We start from the raw sequence: 20,630 nt of genomic DNA on the forward strand, positions 1-20,630 counted from the left end.
AGCAAATTAGATTTTTTAGTAACAAATGATTATTTACGTACATGATAAATATGATTTCTACCATATGTTTAATCATAACATACTTAGTAGGAATATCTCAAATAAAGATGGTAACCACTTGTAAGTTAGTGATGTTAGTGAAAGTTTCATAGAATCAGTTACAAAAATAGTTGTCTCTTGTTTCGCTACCTGTTCGTGACCTCAGCTACATACAAAGCCCCGTTCCTCATGGTATAATACGATGTGATACAAGGAGGATCTATGACGATACGAGATAGGATTATTGCCTACTGGAAAGGGCGCAGTGCTGAGTTTGGAGCACTTCGTAAAAAAGAATTAACATCTGATTTGGCGCCACGTTGGCTTCGAGAGATTACGCCACATATTAAAGATCATCATCAACGTATTTTAGACTTAGGTACGGGCACAGGCTTTTTTGCTTTTTTGTTGGCACAACAAGGATATTCTGTGACAGGTGTGGATCTAACGGAAGAGATGATTGCAGTGGCGAAGGAGCAAGCTATGGAATTACAGGATTCCTTAACAGGTACGGTAGACTTTCACTGTATGGATGCGATGGAATTAGATTTTCCGGATGAGTCTTTCGATGTGATTTTAGCGAGAAATTTAACCTGGACCCTGCCAGATGTGGAATCAGCCTATAAGGAATGGTACCGTGTGCTTGCGCCGAAAGGGGTGCTCATTAATATTGATGGTGATTATGGAGTAGAACTCAAAGTGCCCGTGGTGGCACAGCATCATATTCATGAGACAGTATCGAATGAGGCTCTGCAAGAATGTATTGCCATTACGGAAGAACTATCCATCAGTCGTATGGATCGACCCCATTGGGATGTGCACATGATTCGTAAAGCAGGCTTTTCCAGAGTGTATTTAGATATGACGGTCAGCAGCCGTATTTATGATGAAGAAGATGAATTATATAATCCAGTGCCACTTTTTTCCATTGTGGCAAGGAAATAAGGAGTTAGTATGCAAACATTTGAAACTTTTAATGTAACAGAACAGAATAAATTTGGCATGGCATCTGCTTTAGCGATGACAGATTTCACAAAATGTTTTGAACCAGTGCTATTTCTATTTGGTCAATCTGGTGTGGGTAAAACACATCTATTGAAAGCCATGGAACAAGAGGCGGTGAAACAGAATGCAGCTATCCGTGTACGTTATGTGACGGGTGCACAGTTCATGAAAGAATATAACGACAGCGTTACCTATGGTGAAGTAGCAGATTATATGGAAGAATACTGCAAATTACATTTGTTATTAGTGGATGATGTACAGGACATTGTGTATAGCGATGAGGAAGGGGCCAAGAAAATGTTTATGCGTCTTGTACTTGGAATGAAGGCAAAAGGGCGCCGTATGGCAGTTAGTTTTGATGATACATTTGACTCTGAAGACCGCACTAATGAATTGCAAAATGAATTAACTGATAGTGTGGTAGCTTTCATAGAATAGAAATCAGTTATTATAAGGTATAAAAAAGTCGTATAACCTATGAAAAAAGGCGGATTTCAAGGTGTAGAAATCAGTTTTAATATCTGTTATACTTACTAGGAGAGGTTTCTATTGAGCGAGTGCTCAGGAGAGGAGAAAGTATAATGGCTATTTCAGAAGAAGTACGACAACGATTTGCAGGGGAGTTCGAAAAGTTTCAAGCAGGGATTGAAGGTTTCTTTAAGAAGGAAATCGCCCCAAAAGATTTCAAAGGCATTGGTGGAGGATTCGGCAGTTATGCTGAACGCGGACATGAAAGCGCGATGTTGCGTTTGCGTTTCTTGGGATCTCGCATTCTTCCATACCAAATGAAATTCTTAGTGAATGCGGTGAAAAAATATGATTTAAAATATGTACATTTCACAACAGGTCAATGTATTCAATTCCATAAATTGCAAGGTGAGCAAATTTTAGAATTGTACAAAGAATGTTTTGAACATGATATCTATAACCGTGGTACTGGTGGAGATAACTTACGTAATGTAACAGCTAGCCCATTGCATGGTGTACATCCAGCTGAACCATTTGCTGTGACGCCGTACTTACAGGCGGTCAGTGAATATGCTGTATCTTTGATTGGTACATTAGCATTACCTCGTAAATATAAAATCGGTTTTTCTGTAGTCGACAATGAAGGTCATGCGAACTATAAAGACTTAGGATTTTTGGCAAAAGAAAATGGCAAGTTCGATGTCTACGCTGGTGGCGGTATCGGCGGTGGTTCTGCATTTGGATTCTTAGTAGATGAAGATATTAATCCTAATGAAGTATTGCACCACGTAGAAGGTATGTTACATTTGTATCATGAATTAGGTGACTTTAAGAATCGTGGTAAAGCACGTTCTCGCTTTATTGCGCAACGCTTAGGGGAAGAAGAATTCCGTAAAGCATACCATGAATATTTAGCAAAATCGAAAGCGGCTCATGACTTAACATTGTCCGTAGAGCCATATACAGTGAAAAAAGTAGGTACTACTACGCCAACTACATCTTTAGCAGAACCTCAAAAACAAAAAGGTTTGTATTACATTCAATATAAACCACTAGTAGGCACGCCACCTATTGAGGTATTTGTAAAATTATTTGATTATGTAGGTGGCTTAGAAGAAACTGAAATCCGTATCTGCGGTGATGAATCTGTATATATTGTGAACTTAACCGGCGAAGAAGCAGATGCTGTGGCAGCCATTATTAGTGATACTCATGCAAAAAATCAATTTGAGCATACTGTATCTTGTGTAGGTGCTACGATTTGTCAAATCGGCTTCCAAGATTCTTCTGGACTTGTGAAAGTAATCAAAGAAGCAGTTGAAGGCGCTGGTTTATCTACAGATCGCTTGCCACAATTACATGTATCTGGTTGCCCATCTTCCTGTGGTACTCACCAAGTAGGTAAACTAGGTTTCCATGGATTTACAAAAGTGGTGGATAAAAAGCCTCAACCAGCTTTCAAAGTGTTCATAAATGGTAATGGCGAAGTAGAAGGACAACGTATGTCTGATGAGTTAGGCGTGATTACTGTGGAGGATATCCCTAAATTCTTTATTGATCTAGTGAAAACACTTGAAACGGCTGGTCAAGATTATGATACTTGGAATGCGGCGCATCCAGAGGGATTACAATCTATATTGGCAAAATATTTATAATATATATAAAAACGTTCTTACTTAGGTAAGGGCGTTTTTTACTTTTCGCCTCGTGAGTATCGGTTGATATAGGAGCTGTATTGTATTGAAGAATTACGATAGATACGGTATAATGAAAGAGATATCTCAAGATTGAGAATGCAAGCTTCATGGAGTATAGTCATGTAAGTTTTGTTCATAGAAGTATATATAGGAGAGCCCAATGAAAAAAAGTACATTAGCATTAGTAGGTGCTATGGCATTTGCTACAACTTTTGCAGTAGCCCCACAAGCACATGCTGAAATCAATGAATATTCTAATTTAAATGATAAAACAGTAGTGGTGCGCCAACCCGGTCAATCCATGGTATTATCCATGCGTGAAGTAGCAGGTATCTTTGTGGGCCGTTATGTCAAAGCAGCTGTTAGCTCTATTACATTAGACCCATCCAAAGGTAATTATCAGTACGTGGTGGTAGGTTACACACCAAAACAAAAAATTACTATCGACGTGGATGTAATTACCGGTAAGGTAGTACGTGAATTCCGTTCTAGCAAAGCAAAAGATGTAGCATCCAAAGTGTTTAATCCATTGAAAGTAATTTCTCCAAAAGAAGCAGAAGTAGCAGCTCGTGGTTTGGTGGGAGAAGGCTCTTTCACTAGAGGATGGGAAATTAAAGCGGAAAATAATGAAGTGGTGTACATTGTTCGTACCCAAGATACAGATGAAAAAGAATATAGTGTGAAAGTAGATGCTGTCACTGGGAAAGCACTTGAAAAAGGTGCGCCAATTGATTGGGCAAAAATCAAAGCAGATCGTTTGCGTAATGATGGGGTAGGTAAGCCATTTACATTGCAACAAGAGCCAGAAGACAATGAGGCAGATCCTACAAAAACATTATAATAGGTGACGTATGACATATAATAATATTATATTTACCATTGAAAGTAATGTGGCAACCATCACATTTAATCGTCCAGAAGTGCAGAATGGCTTTAATGTGCCGATGTGTGAAGAAATTCTTGATGCGATTCGCATAGTAAAAGAAACGGACGAGGCTCGTGTGTTGGTGTTCAAAGCAGAAGGCAAAGTCTTTTCTGTAGGTGGAGACTTAACAGAAATGAAACGCGCTGTAGAGGAAGATGATACAGAATCTTTATTTGAAATTACTCATTTGGTGATGCAAATTTCTTTAGCTATGAAACAGCTACCAAAACCTGTCGTGATGTGCACCGATGGTGCCGTAGCAGGGGCGGCTTTCAACATGGTGTTGGCAGCGGATATGTGCGTGGCATCTACGAATAGTCGTTTTATTCAAGCCTTTGTGAATATAGGCTTAGCTCCAGATGCTGGTGGTATGTACTTGTTAAGCCGCGCGGTAGGTATTAATCGTGCTATGCAACTGGCTATGACAGGGGAAGCGGTAACCGCTGAAAAAGGTAAGGAATATGGCTTCGTCTATAAGGTGTGCGAACCAGAGATTCTAGAGCGTACTACAAATCGCTTGGTGCAACGCTTGGCAAAAGGTCCTGTTCACTCCTTCCGTGCTATGAAGCAAATGATGTGGGCTAGCTTCTTCACTAATTTTGAAGAATATGCAGAATTAGAAGTGAAGATTCAAAACTCCTTAGGGGCCACAGAAGACTTCCGCGAAGGTGTGCGTGCCTTTGCAGAAGGAAGACGACCAAAATTTAAATAAGAAAAAATGTTGAGGATACCAGTAGAGGGTGTTCTCAACATTTTATTTTTATGAGGATTGCATTCTTCTTGCGGTAGGGATAAGATACCAGAAGATAGGGTAGTATCTGTAGTCAGAGGGTAATATTTAAAGGGTAAGGGCGAAAAGATATTAACCGGTGCTGGGGATAAAAAAAGGACTCTTCTAGAGAAGAGTCCTCGCATATATGTGATTAACGGTCGCCGTTAAAAATGGAGTTTTTAACGATAACGTAGTCAACTTTTTTGATAGCTTGTAGTGTAGTACCACCAGCGTAGGAGATAGAAGATTGTAAATCTTGTTCCATTTCAGTCAATGTATCGAAGATACTGCCTTTAGATTGGATCGTAATTTTTTTACCTTCTACGTTTTTGCGTTCCCCTTTTTGGTGCTCGGAAGCGCTACCGAAGTATTCTTTATATGTAACGCCATCGATAGTTACTTCTTTACCTGGGGATTCGATATGACCAGCGAATAAAGAGCCAATCATAACAAAGGAAGCGCCGAAACGGATGGATTTGGCAATGTCACCGTGGTCGCGGATACCGCCGTCAGCGATGATAGGTTTTGTAGCTGCTTTGGCACACCAACGAACAGCAGATAATTGCCAGCCGCCAGTACCAAAACCAGTTTTTAATTTTGTAATACACACTTTACCAGGTCCGATACCTACTTTGGTAGCATCAGCTCCAGCATTTTCTAGTTCACGAACTGCCTCTGGTGTACCTACGTTACCAGCGATAACGAAACTTTCAGGAAGTTCACGTTTAATGTGTTGAATCATATCGATAACGCTGTTGGAATGACCGTGAGCAATATCGATAGTAATATATTCTGGGCATAGATTTGCTTCTTTTAATTCGTTTACGAATGCAAATTCCTCTGGTTTAACACCGATGGAAATAGATGCAAATAAACCTGCCTCATGCATGTCTTTTACAAAATCCAAACGTTTTTCAGGTTGGAAGCGGTGCATGATATAGAAGTAGTTTTTAGCAGCTAATTCTTTGGCTAACTTTTCATCGATGATAGTTTGCATGTTAGCTGGCACAATTGGTAAACGGAATGTACGATTTCCCAGTTTCACAGTTGTGTCACATTCGCTACGGCTAGATACGATACACTTGTTCGGTATCAATTGCACGTCTTCATAATCGAAAATGTTTGTAGTATTGATCATTATTTGTTGCCCCCTAAATAGACAGAATAAGGATTACGACATAATCCTTATCTATTATACATAAGACCTCCTATCTTGGCAACAAGGGGGCGGATATACTTAGTCATCTTTGATATGCTAATTTGTACTAGGGGAATGCCGTGTTTTGTGAAAAAATATATAGATAAAAATAGATTAAAAGTGATACAATGTAAGAAATAAATAAAAGTAATTTGATAATGTATTTCAATGTATCATAGTGTGAAAAGGAGATAGATATGAGTTATACAAGTTCAAGCAAAACAAAAATGTTAGTAGAAGGCGGTCTAGTCATTGCTATGGCTCAAATTTTAAGTATGTATGTCATCTATCAAATGCCACAAGGTGGCGCTGTGAAAGCAGCTAACTTGGTGCCATTGTTAATTTATGCCTATCGTTGGGGTGGCCGTGCGGGCATCCTAACTGGTATTGCCTATGGAATTGTTCATTTCCTATTGGGATTTAAATTCTCTATTCATTATATGAGTGTTGTATTAGACTATATCTTAGCCTATGGTGCCATCGGTATTGCCGGTTTCTTCGGCGGTTCTGGTACTGGGAAAGCCTTCTTTGGGGCTGTCTATGCAATCTTAACTCGCTTTGCTATGTCTGCTATTAGTGGTGTGGTGGTGTTTGGATCCTATGCGCCAGAGGGAACAAGCCCTTGGATTTACTCCCTAACGTATAATGCAACATATATGTTGCCAGACATGGTCATTAATTTAGTGGTATTGGCGTTGTTATATGTGCCAGTGATGCGTGGATTAGGTCGTGTGGCACCCACTCATAAATAAGAAAACATCTAGGACAGGAGATATGTATGATTTCTGAATTAGGAATTATTATATTAGCGGGTGGACTTAGCACTCGCATGGGAACAGATAAGACGAGATTGCCTTGGGGTAGCACAACTTTATTAGGGGAAATGCTCCGCAAGGCGGTCCTTACAGAATGTGGAGAAATTTTAGTCTCCATCAATCGAGAATTAGAAGAGTCAGAGGCACATATTATTGAAGAAGCTCGTTCCTTTGGTCGAGATATTCAATTAGTGCCAGATACGATTGCTATGAAAGGCCCTTTAAGTGGATTGCAGTCGGCTCTTTCAGTAGGAACTAGAGAAGCCTATATTGTGGTATCTGCAGATATGCCGTGGTTTTCCTTTCACTGGTTGCCATCTTGGGAAGTGCACATCGATACATTTTTCCAAGGAGAATTATTAGCCATGGTTCCTTATGTAGGTTTGCAAGAGTACGAGCCGTTAGCAGCCATTTATAAACGGTCCGTACTAGACACGATTCAAGAAGCCTTGGACAGTGAAGATGTATCTATGCATGGAATTTTGGACAAGATTCCCTATATGGAAATGGATATGAGTGAAGAAGCAGAGTTATATAGTAATGTAAATACTCGATTATCTTATAAATTAGCAAAAGCTAAATCTGCCAATCGTGAACGGTCTGTGCCGATTGTGACCATTAGTGCAAGCCAATCTAAATCGGGGAAAACTACAGTGGCTACAGCTTTGATTAAGGCGCTTTCAGAGCGAGGTATTGTGGTGGGCATGGTGAAAAGTGATGGTCATGGATTTTCCATGGATAAGGAAGGCACTGATACGTGGAAAGCCAGTCAATCAGGGGCGAAGGCAGTGGCCATAGCGGGACCCAATGGATATGCAATGATGGTCCATGGTGAAAGTATGCAACGTCAACAACAATTGATTCGGTTGGCCAATGAAATGCCTGTGGATTTGGTGCTCTTAGAAAGCCGCAGCCATGGAGTGGCGCCGATCATTGAAGTAGTCCGTGCAAACCATAATGAAACGAGACTGCCGCAGTTAGAAGAGATTGTAGCAGTAGTGACAGATATAGAAGACACATTAGAAGGAAATACGATTTGCGAACAGTTCAATTTCAGTGAGGAAGATATGGAACGTTTAGCAGATTGGATATTGAAGGAGTTGTTATAATGCAAGTAGTAACAGTAGAAGAAGGCTTGCAACGATTAGAAGCTCCTTTTACAGATAGTGCGTATACCCTCGACATAGAGTCTGTTCCTATTGGACAAGCCTATGGCAGAGTATTAGGGGCAACGGCGCTAGCTAAGATGGATTATCCCCCTTTTAGGCGATCGGCCATGGATGGAATTGCTATTCGTTATACTGCAGACACAAGATCATATCGTATGTTAGAGACGATTGGTGCAGGGGAAGTGTTTCAAGGTCAATTAGAGCCCGGTGAAGGAATCCACATTATGACGGGTGCCATGGTACCAGATACGGCAGATACAGTGGTAGTAAAAGAAGCGCTAACTTGGAGTAATGAAACAGAAGTGACAGTACCTAGTCGAATCGAAGTGGGTCAACATATTATCCTCGCAGGGGAAGATATACAAGTTGGTCAGGAATTATTGCCTGCTGGTACTGTGTTGGAAGCAGAACAAGTAGGGACCTTAGCAGGGCAGGGATATAGTGAAGTCTCTGTGTACCGAAAACCAAGAGTGATTGTGCTCACCACAGGTCGTGAAGTACAAGATCCAACTGAGACACTGCGAGTAGGGCATATTTATAATTCCAATCGGTATTTACTAGAAGGTACCTTATATGCATTAGGCGTTGATGTGATGGGAGTAGCCCATTTGTCAGATGCGCCAGGTACGGTAAAGGGTAATATTGCCACTGTACAACATATGCTAGACACACTGGGACCGGTAGATATGATTGTTAGCACTGGCGGTGTATCTGTAGGTGACTATGATACGATGCCGGAATTGTATGAACGTTTAGGCGCTAATACATTGTATCGACGTTTACAGATGCGTCCAGGAGCAGCTTCTTTTGGAGGTATTATTACAGCTAGAGGACATCATACATGGTGTATGGGCTTATCTGGAAATCCTACAGCAGCAATGAATCAGTTTTATTTATTGGTGTTGCCTGTGTTGGAACGCTTATCTGGACGGACGGTGATGCGTCGTTGGATAGATTGCCACCTAGGTGAAGTTGTAGATAGAAAGCATCCATTAGATCGCTATTATCAAGGGCATATTCAGTATGAAGAAGGATCTTGCTGGGCGTATCCTAATTTAGGAATGACCTCAGGTGGTTTACAAGCTTTATCAGTGGCAAATGGATTGATCAAGATTCCTAGTAATAGCGAACGATTAGAGCGGGGTTCTATAGTGAAAGTATTCCCTTTTAGTCGATAAACAGAATAAAGAAACAAAAATATGAATAAAAACTCTGTTTTATAAGAAGTAATCTTGTGAAAATAGAAATAATTTGATATAATAATTCTATAGAATTTTATAAGTAAGGTCTGCAAAGAGACACATCGTACACGTACCCTGTGCCTCTTTTTGTATGGTCTTTTAAAGGGTAGTATTAAGAAAAAGGAGATTCTATGGCAGTACTAAAAAGACTTGGCTTATCTGGTTGGATTGTCATTGGCCTATTAGCGGGCGTACTAGTAGGTTCAGTAGCACCAGATTTTGCAAAACAATTGAAACCATTAGGTGATGTATTTATTCGTATGATTAAAATGATCGTAGTACCGTTGATTTTTAGTTCCCTTGTAATGGGTATCGCTGGTACCGGTGACTTTAAGAAATTAGGTCGCTTAGGGGGCAAAGCCATTTTATGGTTTGAAATTGCCACTACGATTGCATTATTTGTAGGTTTATTTGTAGTTAACGTATTTGAACCAGGCGTAGGAGTGAACTTAACAGCTACTGGTAATGCGGTAGATATTGCCAATAAAGCGGCTGCAAAAGGCGAGATGGATCATATCCAAATGTTGGTAAACATCATTCCAACGAATATCGTAGATGCCATGGCTCGTGGTGATATGTTGCAAATTATCTTCTTTAGCTGTATGTTTGCCATTGCTGCAGCAAGTATTGGTAAAGAAGGAAAACAAATTGTTGAACTTTCCAAAGATTTAGCACACATCATGTTCAAAGTGACACACTATGTAATGTATGTGTCTCCTATCGGTATCTTCGGTGCCATTGCGTACACAGTAGGTAACTTCGGATTAGGTATGCTAGTACCATTGTTGAAACTTGTGTTTACATTATATGGTGGTTTGGCATTCTTCTTAATTATTGTAATTGCAATCGGTTCTTTCTTTACGAAAGTTAATTTATTCAAACTTGGTAAAGTGTTGAAAGAGCCAATCGTGTTAGCATTCTCTACAGCGGCTTCTGAAGCTGCGTTGCCAATTGCGATGGAAAAATTAAAAAAAGTAGGCATTCCAAACCAAGTGGTAAGTTTTGTGTTACCGTTGGGATACACATTTAACTTGGATGGATCCACATTGTATTCTTCTCTAGCAGTGGTGTTTATCTCCCAAGTGTACGGGATACCATTCCCTATTGAACAACAATTGTTGATGGTATTAACATTGATGTTGTCTACCAAAGGGATTGCCGCAGTACCGGGGGCATCCTTGATCGTTATTGCCGGAACAGCAGCAGCCTTTGGCTTGCCAGTAGAAGGCTTAGCCTTAATTCTTGGTGTAGACCGTATCCTAGATATGGCTCGTACGGTATGTAACTTATCTGGTAACTGTCTAGCAGCAGCCATTGTAGGTCGTTGGGAAAACGAAGTATCTGCGGAACGCTTAACAGAGTTAATGGAACATCCGTTGACTGACGAAGAAGTCGAGGCATTAGAACAAGCTAGTTTTGAACATGTTGGTAAACAACAGGCATAATTAGTTTTACTGATAGCATTGAAATAGTACATAAGGGGCTGTAACAAAATAGAGCCAAATAAAACAGAGGAAAGTTGATCAAAAAGTATCAACTTTCCTCTATTTTTTATATTTTATAGGTAAATGTAAATATGTACATTTTGTTACAGGCCCTTTTGATATATTGTGATAGTAGACTATATAGTTGCGTATAAGGAAATAGGGCGGTAGAAAGGTTCTGGGAACGGTGGAATAAAAAAAGTAAGCCAGACAAGAAAAAATACCATGACCATCTTTGAGATGTTCATGGTATTTGTTGATAGAGTTCTTTAGGTCATCTGTAGGGAAGAGTAGAGGAGAAGACCTAAAGATGTGAATGAAGGATGTCTATCTATACACGACATACCATAGAGGTAGCATGGTAGAGGTAGTTGGTTATGTCGTATACATATATTATGAGGCCCTATAAAAGGAGTTGAGGAGTTTATAATATACGTACATCACTTCACAAGAAAGAGAGTATCATAGTGTTGCTACTCTTTATGTGTAGTATAAACTAGAAACGTCAAAAGAATGTCAAAATATAAAACTTTTTATTAAAAATTTCTTGAAAAAAGATTTGTATATTTTTTGTGTACACTAATTGTACTATTGTATCTCTGTAAAGGATTTGTTATAATACTTTCTATAGAATTTTAGGATAGGTTTTGAAAGAGACATTCTGTACTTGTACACCATCGCCTCTTTTTATATAACCTGAGCAAGTATTGGTATGTAAAAAGGAGATTCTATACTATGTTAAAGAAAATTGGACTGTCCGGGTGGATAGGCATCGGCCTCTTGGCTGGTGTGTTGGTAGGTGCAGTGGCACCAGATTTTGCGAAACAATTAAAACCTTTAGGTGATGTATTTATTCGCATGATTAAAATGATCGTAGTACCTTTAATTTTTAGCTCCCTAGTCATGGGTATCGCTGGCACAGGGGATTTTAAAAAATTAGGCCGCCTTGGGGGAAAAGCGATCCTATGGTTTGAATTAGCTACTACGTTGGCACTATTTATTGCGCTGTTTGCCGTGAATGTAGTAGAACCAGGAGTGGGTGTGAATTTGACGGCGAGTGGTGGCGCTACAGATATCGTTAACAAAGCAGCCTCCAAAGGTCAAATGGACCATGTGCAAATGTTAGTGAATATTATTCCAACAAATATTATTGACGCCATGGCTCGTGGAGATATGTTACAAATTATCTTCTTTAGCTGTATGTTTGCTATTGCAGCAGCAAGTTTGGGTAAAGAGGGAAAACAAATTGTAGACTTATCAAAAAGTATAGCCCACATCATGTTTAGGGTAACTCATTATGTCATGTATATTTCCCCTATCGGTATTTTTGGTGCCATTGCGTATACAGTAGGTGCCTTTGGGATTGAAATGCTGATTCCATTATTAAAATTAGTATTTACTTTATATGCAGGGCTAATTGTGTTCCTTACTATCGTACTGGGCATTGCATCGGCTTTAACAAAAGTGAACTTATTTAAATTATTCTTCGCACTGAAAGAGCCTACTATCCTAGCGTTTACAACCGCTGCATCGGAAGCCGCTTTACCAATTGCTATGGAAAAATTGAAAAAGATGGGGATTCCCAATCACATTGTAAGTTTTGTGCTTCCTTTAGGATATACATTTAACTTAGATGGCTCCACATTGTATTCTGCATTAGCAGTTGTATTTATTGCACAAGTGTATGGGGTACCATTCCCTATTGATCAACAAATTTTAATGATGATTACCTTGATGTTATCCACTAAAGGGATTGCAGGTGTACCAGGAGGTTCCTTGATTGTAGTAGCCGCTACTAGCGCAGCTTTTGGACTTCCGGTGGAAGGCTTAGCTTTAATTTTAGGCATTGACCGTGTGTTAGATATGGGCCGTACCGTATGTAACTTATTAGGTAACTGCATTGCAGCGGCTATCGTAGGCCGTTGGGAACATGAAGTGTCTGCTGAAACATTGACCCGACATATCGAACATCCATTAACAGATGAAGAAGTAGCTGCATTAGAGCAAAAACACTTAGAAGCTATGGCGAACACGCATGCATAATAGAATATAAAATATCTAGACACCATATGTATCTTTCACAGGTATATATGGTGTTTTTATAACTTGTTATAGATATGTTTTTTGCATTTATTAATAGACGAAATATGTAAATTCGTTGTATGATGTTCATAATAAACTATTTCTTTACTATAGTACTAGTGAAAAGTATGGCAGTTTGTAAAGATAAAGAATTGTAGTAAGGTTGTAACAGTCATGCAAGTGTATGACGATACATAAGGAGGGAGACATATGTTAAGTGATATTGAAATTGCTCAACAAGCTGAGATGAAACCAATTGTAGAGATTGCTAAAGGATGCAATCTAACAGAAGATGAGTTGGAATTATATGGAAAATATAAAGCAAAAGTATCTTTTGATGCGATGGAACGTTTGCAAGATGCACCCAATGGTAAGTTGGTACTAGTCACAGCCATCACACCTACGCCAGCAGGGGAAGGCAAGTCTACCACCACGATTGGATTGACACAAGCTTTACAACAAATTGGTGTAAATAGTATTGCCGTGTTGCGTGAACCATCCTTGGGCCCTGTGTTTGGCGTTAAAGGTGGTGCTGCTGGTGGTGGTTATGCGCAGGTAGTGCCAATGGAGGATATTAACCTTCATTTTACAGGAGATATGCATGCTATTACGGCGGCTAATAACTTATTGTCAGCAATGATTGACAATCATATTTTCCAAGGTAATGCACTACAAATTGACGTACGTCGTATTAGTTGGAAACGTGTATTAGATATGAATGATCGTGCTTTGCGCAATGTGGTCATTGGCATGGGTGGACCTATGAGTGGTGTACCACGGGAAGATCATTTTATGATTACCGTAGCCTCTGAAATTATGGCTATTCTATGCTTGGCTCGTGATTTAGAAGATTTAAAAGCACGATTTGGTCGTATTGTCATTGGTACAAACCTATCTGGAGAGCCTGTGTTTGTCCACCAATTGGGTTGTGAAGGGGCAATGGCACTCCTTATGAAAGACGCTATCAAACCGAACTTAGTACAAACGTTAGAGCATACACCAGTATTGATTCATGGAGGTCCATTTGCGAATATTGCTCATGGATGTAATTCGATCATTGCTACTAAGCTAGGACTAAAATTAGGCGATGTAGTCATTACAGAAGCAGGATTTGGTGCTGATTTAGGGGCAGAGAAATTCTTACATATTAAATGTCATTATGGAGATATCTTCCCTGATGCGGTGGTCATCGTAGCGACTATTCGAGCTTTAAAAATGCATGGAGGCGTGCCAAAATCAGAGTTGACCAAAGAAAATGTAAAAGCTTTAGAACGGGGATTTGTGAACCTAGGAAAACAAATTGCCAATATGAGAGCCTTTGGCTTGCCAGTATTAGTGAGCATTAATAAATTTGCTACAGATACACCAGCGGAAATCGATGCGTTATTACAATTGTGCGATCACTATGGTGTGGATGTGAGCCTTAATGAATGCTGGGAAAAAGGTGGCGCTGGCGGTATTGATATGGCGAAACAAGTGATGGGTATGTTGGAAGGAACAGACATCAAGCCAACTGCTTTATACGATGTGAAAGATAGTATCCCTAATAAGTTAACGGCGATTGTAAAAGAAATTTATGGTGGCAATGGTGTAGAATTTACCAGTGCAGCGAAAAAGCAAATTGCGCAATTAGAAGGCTGGGGACTGGCGGATTTACCAGTATGTGTGGCAAAAACACAATACTCCTTAAGTGATAATCCAGAGCTATTAGGAGCTCCTACAGATTTCACCATTACTGTACAAGATGTGCGGATTGCCAATGGAGCTGGATTCATTGTGTGTCAAACAAGTAATATTATGGTTATGCCTGGGCTACCAAAACAACCAGCTGCTCTTGGCATGGATGTCACAGCAGAAGGGACTATTAAAGGATTATTTTAGGAGGAATGATGGAATTACATAATGCATCTGTATTAGACTTTATTCGGGACCTTGGTTCTAGTGCGCCCGCACCAGGTGGCGGTAGTGTGGCAGCTATTAATGGAGCTACCGCAGCGGCTTTAATTGAAATGGTAGCGAATTTAACGATTGGGAATGCAAAGTATGAAGCGGTTCACGAGGAAATGAAAAGCATTCAAGAAGCTATGTGCCAAGTGAAAGAAGAGTTTGTGTACTTTATCAATAAAGATAGTGCTGCTTTTATGGAGTTAATGGGAGCTTTCAAGCTGCCGAAAGAAACAGAAGAAGAAAAAACATTCCGTAAAACAGAAATACAACGGACCACGAAACAAGCTGCCTTGGTGCCTTATGAAATTGGTAAATTGGCGTATACCTTATTACCATTGGCGGAAACAGTCATTGTAAAAGGAAATGCTAATGCTATTACGGATGGAATGATTGCTGTCATTAATGCAAACGCCGCTGTAAAGAGTGCTTTTTTAAATGTGAAAATCAATCTAGGCTCTATACAGGATGCGGAGTTTGTAAAACAATTGGCACACAGCATGGAAGAGATAGAATCTGTGTTAGATACAGAGGAACAACGATTGTTAGGTCTTGCTAAGTTATAAGACGCATCATAATGGAATGAAGGAAATCATATGGGGATAGAAATTCATTTATTAGGGACACCACGGATACAAGTAGATGGGCAAGATGTCTTTTTTACGTATGGCAAAGTGCAAGCGCTCATTTATTATATGGTGGTGAAAGGAGTAGCCCTCCGAGATGAAATCAGTGGTTTATTGTGGCCGGAAAAATCAGAGGTCAACGCCAGAAAAAACTTAAGAAATGCCATTTATGAGGCAAAAAAGCTATTGGGGGCAGATGTATTTGTATCACCGAGAAATGCTGTATTACAATGGAATCCCACGTCGCATATCTATGTGGATGTGCATCAATTTCAAAGGAATCCTAAACAATATATAGATATTTACAAAGGGGAATTTTTACAAGGGTTTTATGTAAAAGATGCAGAGGCCTATGAGGACTGGTATTTAGGGGAACGAAGTCGATTAAAATCCATGTATATGGAGGCGGTTTATGACCTAGTAGACACAGGAATTGAGGAAAAAAATATCGCCTGCATTGAGCGATATATTCCGGTCCTATTGTCCTATGATCCCTATAACGAAGAGCGGTTTAGTGCAATTTTGGAACTGATCATGAGCCAAGGTTTCACGACCATGGGAAAACAATTATACCATCAACTACAATGTATTTATGCAGATGATTTAGATGAAAGTGTACCTAATTCGCTTCGGGAAGCTATGCATTTACCGAATGTGCAAAAGCAAGAGGCAGTATCTTTTGTAGAACATACAATGTTGAAAGGCCGTGATGCGGAAGCAGGGGAGGTACAAAAGTATTTGCACTATTTTGAGGATACCCCATTAGCCTTGCGTATCACAGGAGATACAGGAAGCGGTAAAACAAGTCTCGTAGAATATATACGAGATAAAGTAGAACCCTATCGATGTGTGTTAGAAAGCCAATGTTATGAAGAGGAACAAGGCTTGCTATTGCATGCGTGGATTCCTATTGTAGGAAAGATACTGGAAGAGATCGAATTACAAGGTCTGGAAAACATCGAATTACGGCGTATTTATGAAATCTTTCCACAGTTAGATCGACGTATGGCTCGAGACTTGGGCTTTTTAGAAGTAACGGAAGCATTGCCTTTTGATGTAGTGTACCAAGCAGTATCAAATCTGCTAGAACAGGTGTCGGAAGAAATTCCTTTTACATTGATTTTTGAGGATGTGCAATGGATGGACTCCTTAAGTTTTTCTTTATTGAGTTTATTGCTGTTACATCATAGGTCTGAACGTCTTATGATCATTGTCACTGACGTAGAGGAAGTAAAAGGCATGCATCAACGAACCTTACAAAGCTTAGAACAACAGAAAGTATTGCAAAGTGTTTCCTTGTTGCCATTGTCAGACGAACGGATGCGAGCCTTTATTCTCGACCGAGAGCCTACGTTACGGGATACAGATATAGTGGATCAATTGGTGGAAGTCAGTCGAGGTAATCTGTTGGTGCTCATAGAAAGTATGCAATTATGGAAAGAATATGGCTCCATTTATGGATTGACCAAAGATATGGAACTGCTCTATAGCAAGAAATGCGATACTTTATCGGAAGAAGAACGAAAATTGGTGGATTTTATCAGTTTATTCTACAATGAAGCACCATTGGGCATGATTGAATACTATATGGGCTTGGATAAATTGCGTCTTTTACAAACCTTAGAGGAATTGGAAAGAAAAGGATTCATTGATTACCGTACACAACATGGTGAAGTGCAATACAGTTTGCGCCAATATAAGTGTAAAGAGTATTTACGGGACCAAATGGCAATGGACCGGCGTCAAATTTTGCATGCCTATTTAGGGGAAGCCTGGGAAAAACGATTGACTCACTCCAAGGAAGATATGATTCGCTATAAGCAACTGGAATTTCACTTCCGTGAAGCGGGACAATACCAAAAAGCGTTAATGTATAAATTGAAGTCTTTTATGCATTATTTAAACTTTAATAAAGATGCCTCTCCAGAACTTGGCGTAGGAGAATTATCCTCTGTCTATGCAGGGTACTTTATGGGAGAAGTAACGGGAAAAGCCTTACAGGAAATAGAAGACGAGTTAGACTATGTGTACACATTGTATGGAGACGTGCCAGATGTGCGTGCTTTAGAATTACCTTACCTATATGGAGCAGGCAAATACTATATGAGTATTGGTGATAAAGAACGAGGCTTACGATACTTTCAAGAATTATTAGAAGAAAGTACAGAGCAAGAAGCATCAAATTATAAGTTGAAAGCTTATAAAGAGATGATTTATTATCACTTACAAATGCGCCATGTTCTTGAAATACATCAATACACGTCCAAGGCGTTGGACCTAGCAGAACAGTATCATTTCAAAAAAGAAATAGGTGTTATACTGCGATTGAAAGCATTGGCATTCATTATGGAAGGTGCAGTAGAGCAAGCGGCTCCGCTCTTAACAGAATCCATACGATTATTTTCAGTAACCCAAACGGTAGCGCGCAGATATGCTATCAATATCGGGGCTGCGTATAACTACTTGGGAGATATTGAAAAAAGTCGGTCTCGCCTAGAGACAGCATTAGAGATGTATCAAAAAGCACTGGACTACTGCGACAAAACAGAGTTATATAGTTCATGGATTGTATTTGCCACCAATGCAGGTATGACTGCCTTTGCATTGCAGAAATATGAATTAGCGACCACGTATTTTCAAAAGTCCTATGAATTATGCTTGCAATATACCATAAGTCGACGGAGACCGACTATTGAGGCGTACCTTGGGTTGTTAGCACGAATTCAAGGGGATATACATACAGCTGTGTCCTATTTGGAATCTGCCCAATCTCATGGCGTAGTAGAGCAACATGGACAAGAAGTTGGGCGCGTGCATTGGGCTATTTGTTTCCTCAAAACTGAGTATCCTAGTGCAGAGGTGGACCAAGCGTTTTCTGAAAGTTTGGCTACCTATGGTACAATAGCATTGCAACAATTAGATGGCTATGGAGATGTATGGGAACGAACGTACCTAACACAGTTGCTCCAAGCCGAGTAAGTACAAAAGAAGGAGATCCTACATGGATATAGTGTTAAACCCCATAGTCTTATCAGTCATCGCCATGTCGATTCTGTGTTTGCTGCGATTTAACGTGTTGTTATCAGTTATCGTAGCTTCATTGGTAGCAGGTCTGGCAGGGGGCATGACGGTAACCACTACGATTGAGTCTTTAATCGGTGGTATGGGTGGCAATTCGGAAACCGCATTCAGTTATATTTTATTGGGCGCCTTAGCCATTGTCATTGGGCGATCTGGGCTAGCTACAGTTGTGACTAAGAAGATTACCAATATTGTAGGTACAAAAAAAGTAGCATTTACCTTGCTCATCGCCTTTGTATCCTGTTTTTCACAAAATTTAATTCCTGTGCACATCGCTTTTATTCCTATTTTGATTCCACCTCTATTAGTGGTTATGAATCGTATGAAATTAGATCGTAGAGCAGTGGCATGCGCCTTAACATTTGGTCTAAAAGCACCTTATGTATCATTGCCAGTTGGCTTTGGATTGCTGTTTATGACCATTATCAAAGATCAAATGGTAGCCAACGGTGTGAATGTATCTATTTCAGATATAGCTTCTGTCATGTGGATCGGTGGTATATCAATGGTGGTAGGATTATTGCTTGCCATTGTGTACTATAGTCGAAACCGTGAGTATGAAGATATTGCGGTGGCACAAGAAGAAAGTGCCGATGAAGCATCTCGCATGACGGCGGATTGTTGGAAAGGCTTAGCGGGGGCAGCAGTAGCCTTTGTGGCGCAGCTCTATTTTAAATCTCTGCCGATAGGCGCTTTAGCTGGACTGGCAGTATTCTTTGCGACTGGCCTTATCAAATGGTCTAAAATGGATGAAGATGTGGATGGCGGTATTCGCATGATGGGGACTATAGCCTTTGTTATGTTGATAGCTGCAGGTTATGCGAATGTATTACGAGAAACAAACTCTGTAGAACATTTAGTAGCAGCCACAGTATCTATTATTGACTCCAAATTAGTTGGGGCTATCGTGATGCTCGTTGTAGGACTACTGATTACTATGGGTATTGGTACATCCTTTGGTACAATCCCTGTTATTGCCTCCATATATATCCCTATGGGATTGCATTTAGGGTTTTCTGTGCCAGCTATTATTTTGCTAATCGGTATCGCTGCGGCACTAGGTGATGCAGGGTCACCTGCATCGGATTCTACATTAGGACCTACATCAGGACTCAATGCAGATGGACAACATAATCATATATGGGATACTTGCGTACCAACGTTTATATTCTATGACATTACTTTGTTAATCGGTGGTGTTGTAGGCGCGCTAGTGTTATAATACAAAAGGACTGTGACTCAAGTAGAGTCGCAGTCCTTTTACTCTGCAGAGGCATTTTATTATAATGTATCGACGGAAATCTGCCAAAACTCAGATGTCGAAATATCTTACCCCTGTGTATATGATGTATCTAAATATATCATAAAAGATAATAGTTAAAAAAACATGGCATATAAAATGGAGCTGACAATAAAAAGTAAAATTAGTAAGCCGATGATACATAGCGAACCCAATCCAATAGCATAAAAGAGATAGTATAGGGCACGTATAAGATTGGTAATGATAAAAAGGATGTGTTTAAACATAAATAGCCCCCCCTAAACACTAAGACTGTGCTACATAACAAAAGAACCGCACGATTGTACGGTTCTAAGCGTGGTGGAACACCAGGGGTTCGAACCCTGGACCCTCTGATTAAGAGTCAGATGCTCTGCCAGCTGAGCTAGTGTTCCATAAGATAAGTTAAACTATGGTTTTATTATAGTCCTATCATTCAATTTTGTAAACGAAAAATTTAGAAATCACATAGGAAATTACTTGCTATTTAATAGGTTCTATGTAATAATAGAGGAGTCAGGAATTGCCTGGCTTTTTTAGATTGCATTTGACATAGACTTCCACTTGTGGTAGTCTATATTAGTATGTTTATGAAGTAATAGCCGTCTAGGCACTTTAAAGAGAGGTGTAAACTGATGCGTAACGCAGTAACTATGGCTTGTACTGAATGCAAGCAACGTAACTATCAGACAAACAAAAACAAAAAAAACAACCCAGATCGTATTGAAATGAATAAATTCTGTAAATTCTGTGGTAAACACACGTTACACCGTGAAACAAAATAATTTTTAATTATTTGTTGACG

At 39.8% G+C, this 20,630-nt stretch carries 16 protein-coding genes and 1 tRNA gene; 15 read left to right on the plus strand and 2 right to left on the minus strand.

Annotated elements, in window-relative coordinates; genetic code table 11:
- Window positions 1-261 precede the first annotated feature (261 nt).
- The 5 genes from EO118_RS00825 to EO118_RS00845 all read left to right on the plus strand — a co-directional run bounded on the left by EO118_RS00825 (window position 262) and on the right by EO118_RS00845 (window position 4,846).
- A complete protein-coding gene (locus tag EO118_RS00825; protein ID WP_127068151.1) occupies window positions 262-984 on the plus strand; it encodes a class I SAM-dependent methyltransferase in 723 nt (240 codons plus the stop codon).
- 9 nt (window positions 985-993) lie between these two features.
- On the plus strand, window positions 994-1,482 hold the full coding sequence (locus EO118_RS00830) for a DnaA ATPase domain-containing protein (protein WP_127068153.1): 489 nt from the start codon (window positions 994-996) through the stop codon (window positions 1,480-1,482).
- Window positions 1,483-1,625: 143 nt separating this feature from the next.
- A complete protein-coding gene (locus tag EO118_RS00835; protein ID WP_127068155.1) occupies window positions 1,626-3,167 on the plus strand; it encodes a nitrite/sulfite reductase in 1,542 nt (513 codons plus the stop codon).
- 202 nt (window positions 3,168-3,369) lie between these two features.
- Complete coding sequence (locus tag EO118_RS00840; RefSeq protein WP_127068157.1) at window positions 3,370-4,050, plus strand: PepSY domain-containing protein; 681 nt, start codon at window positions 3,370-3,372, stop codon at window positions 4,048-4,050.
- A 10-nt stretch (window positions 4,051-4,060) separates the two neighbouring features.
- Window positions 4,061-4,846, plus strand: a complete 786-nt coding sequence (locus tag EO118_RS00845) for an enoyl-CoA hydratase (protein WP_127068159.1) — start codon at window positions 4,061-4,063, stop codon at window positions 4,844-4,846.
- Window positions 4,847-5,057: 211 nt separating this feature from the next.
- On the opposite strand, the gene guaC is transcribed toward EO118_RS00845, so the two are convergent.
- Window positions 5,058-6,044: a GMP reductase gene (gene guaC, locus EO118_RS00850; RefSeq protein ID WP_127068161.1), complete on the minus strand. Its 987-nt coding sequence runs from the start codon at window positions 6,042-6,044 to the stop codon at window positions 5,058-5,060.
- Window positions 6,045-6,301: 257 nt separating this feature from the next.
- Between guaC and thiT the strand changes: the two genes are divergently transcribed.
- The 9 genes from thiT to EO118_RS00895 all read left to right on the plus strand — a co-directional run bounded on the left by thiT (window position 6,302) and on the right by EO118_RS00895 (window position 19,768).
- Window positions 6,302-6,856: an energy-coupled thiamine transporter ThiT gene (gene thiT / locus EO118_RS00855; RefSeq protein ID WP_127068163.1), complete on the plus strand. Its 555-nt coding sequence runs from the start codon at window positions 6,302-6,304 to the stop codon at window positions 6,854-6,856.
- 26 nt (window positions 6,857-6,882) lie between these two features.
- On the plus strand, window positions 6,883-8,028 hold the full coding sequence (gene mobB / locus EO118_RS00860) for a molybdopterin-guanine dinucleotide biosynthesis protein B (RefSeq protein ID WP_127068165.1): 1,146 nt from the start codon (window positions 6,883-6,885) through the stop codon (window positions 8,026-8,028).
- Entirely contained in the window at window positions 8,028-9,266 is a 1,239-nt protein-coding gene (locus tag EO118_RS00865; RefSeq protein WP_127068167.1) for a molybdopterin molybdotransferase MoeA, read from the plus strand. The genes mobB and EO118_RS00865 overlap by 1 nt, the downstream gene beginning before the upstream one ends.
- 194 nt (window positions 9,267-9,460) lie before the next feature.
- On the plus strand, window positions 9,461-10,774 hold the full coding sequence (locus EO118_RS00870; RefSeq protein WP_127068169.1) for a dicarboxylate/amino acid:cation symporter: 1,314 nt from the start codon (window positions 9,461-9,463) through the stop codon (window positions 10,772-10,774).
- 774 nt (window positions 10,775-11,548) lie between these two features.
- Window positions 11,549-12,856: a dicarboxylate/amino acid:cation symporter gene (locus EO118_RS00875; RefSeq protein ID WP_127068171.1), complete on the plus strand. Its 1,308-nt coding sequence runs from the start codon at window positions 11,549-11,551 to the stop codon at window positions 12,854-12,856.
- Between the two features lie 249 nt (window positions 12,857-13,105).
- Window positions 13,106-14,776 carry a formate--tetrahydrofolate ligase gene (locus EO118_RS00880; protein WP_127068173.1) on the plus strand — a complete coding sequence of 557 codons (1,671 nt, stop codon included), beginning with the start codon at window positions 13,106-13,108 and terminating at the stop codon, window positions 14,774-14,776.
- Between the two features lie 5 nt (window positions 14,777-14,781).
- Window positions 14,782-15,405, plus strand: coding sequence for a cyclodeaminase/cyclohydrolase family protein (locus EO118_RS00885; protein WP_240626889.1), 624 nt, complete (start codon window positions 14,782-14,784; stop codon window positions 15,403-15,405).
- Between the two features lie 30 nt (window positions 15,406-15,435).
- Complete coding sequence (locus EO118_RS00890; RefSeq protein WP_127068175.1) at window positions 15,436-18,444, plus strand: AAA family ATPase; 3,009 nt, start codon at window positions 15,436-15,438, stop codon at window positions 18,442-18,444.
- Between the two features lie 22 nt (window positions 18,445-18,466).
- A complete protein-coding gene (locus tag EO118_RS00895; protein ID WP_127068177.1) occupies window positions 18,467-19,768 on the plus strand; it encodes a Na+/H+ antiporter family protein in 1,302 nt (433 codons plus the stop codon).
- A gap of 376 nt (window positions 19,769-20,144) precedes the next feature.
- Here EO118_RS00895 and EO118_RS00900 read toward each other — a convergent pair.
- Window positions 20,145-20,220 (minus strand) — tRNA-Lys (locus EO118_RS00900).
- 240 nt (window positions 20,221-20,460) lie between these two features.
- On the opposite strand from EO118_RS00900, the gene rpmG reads away from it, so the two are divergent.
- On the plus strand, window positions 20,461-20,610 hold the full coding sequence (rpmG, locus tag EO118_RS00905; RefSeq protein ID WP_062401675.1) for a 50S ribosomal protein L33: 150 nt from the start codon (window positions 20,461-20,463) through the stop codon (window positions 20,608-20,610).
- The last annotated feature ends 20 nt before the right edge of the window (window positions 20,611-20,630 follow it).

The organism is Veillonella sp. 3891 (genome assembly GCF_003992315.1).
GTDB lineage: Bacteria > Bacillota > Negativicutes > Veillonellales > Veillonellaceae > F0422.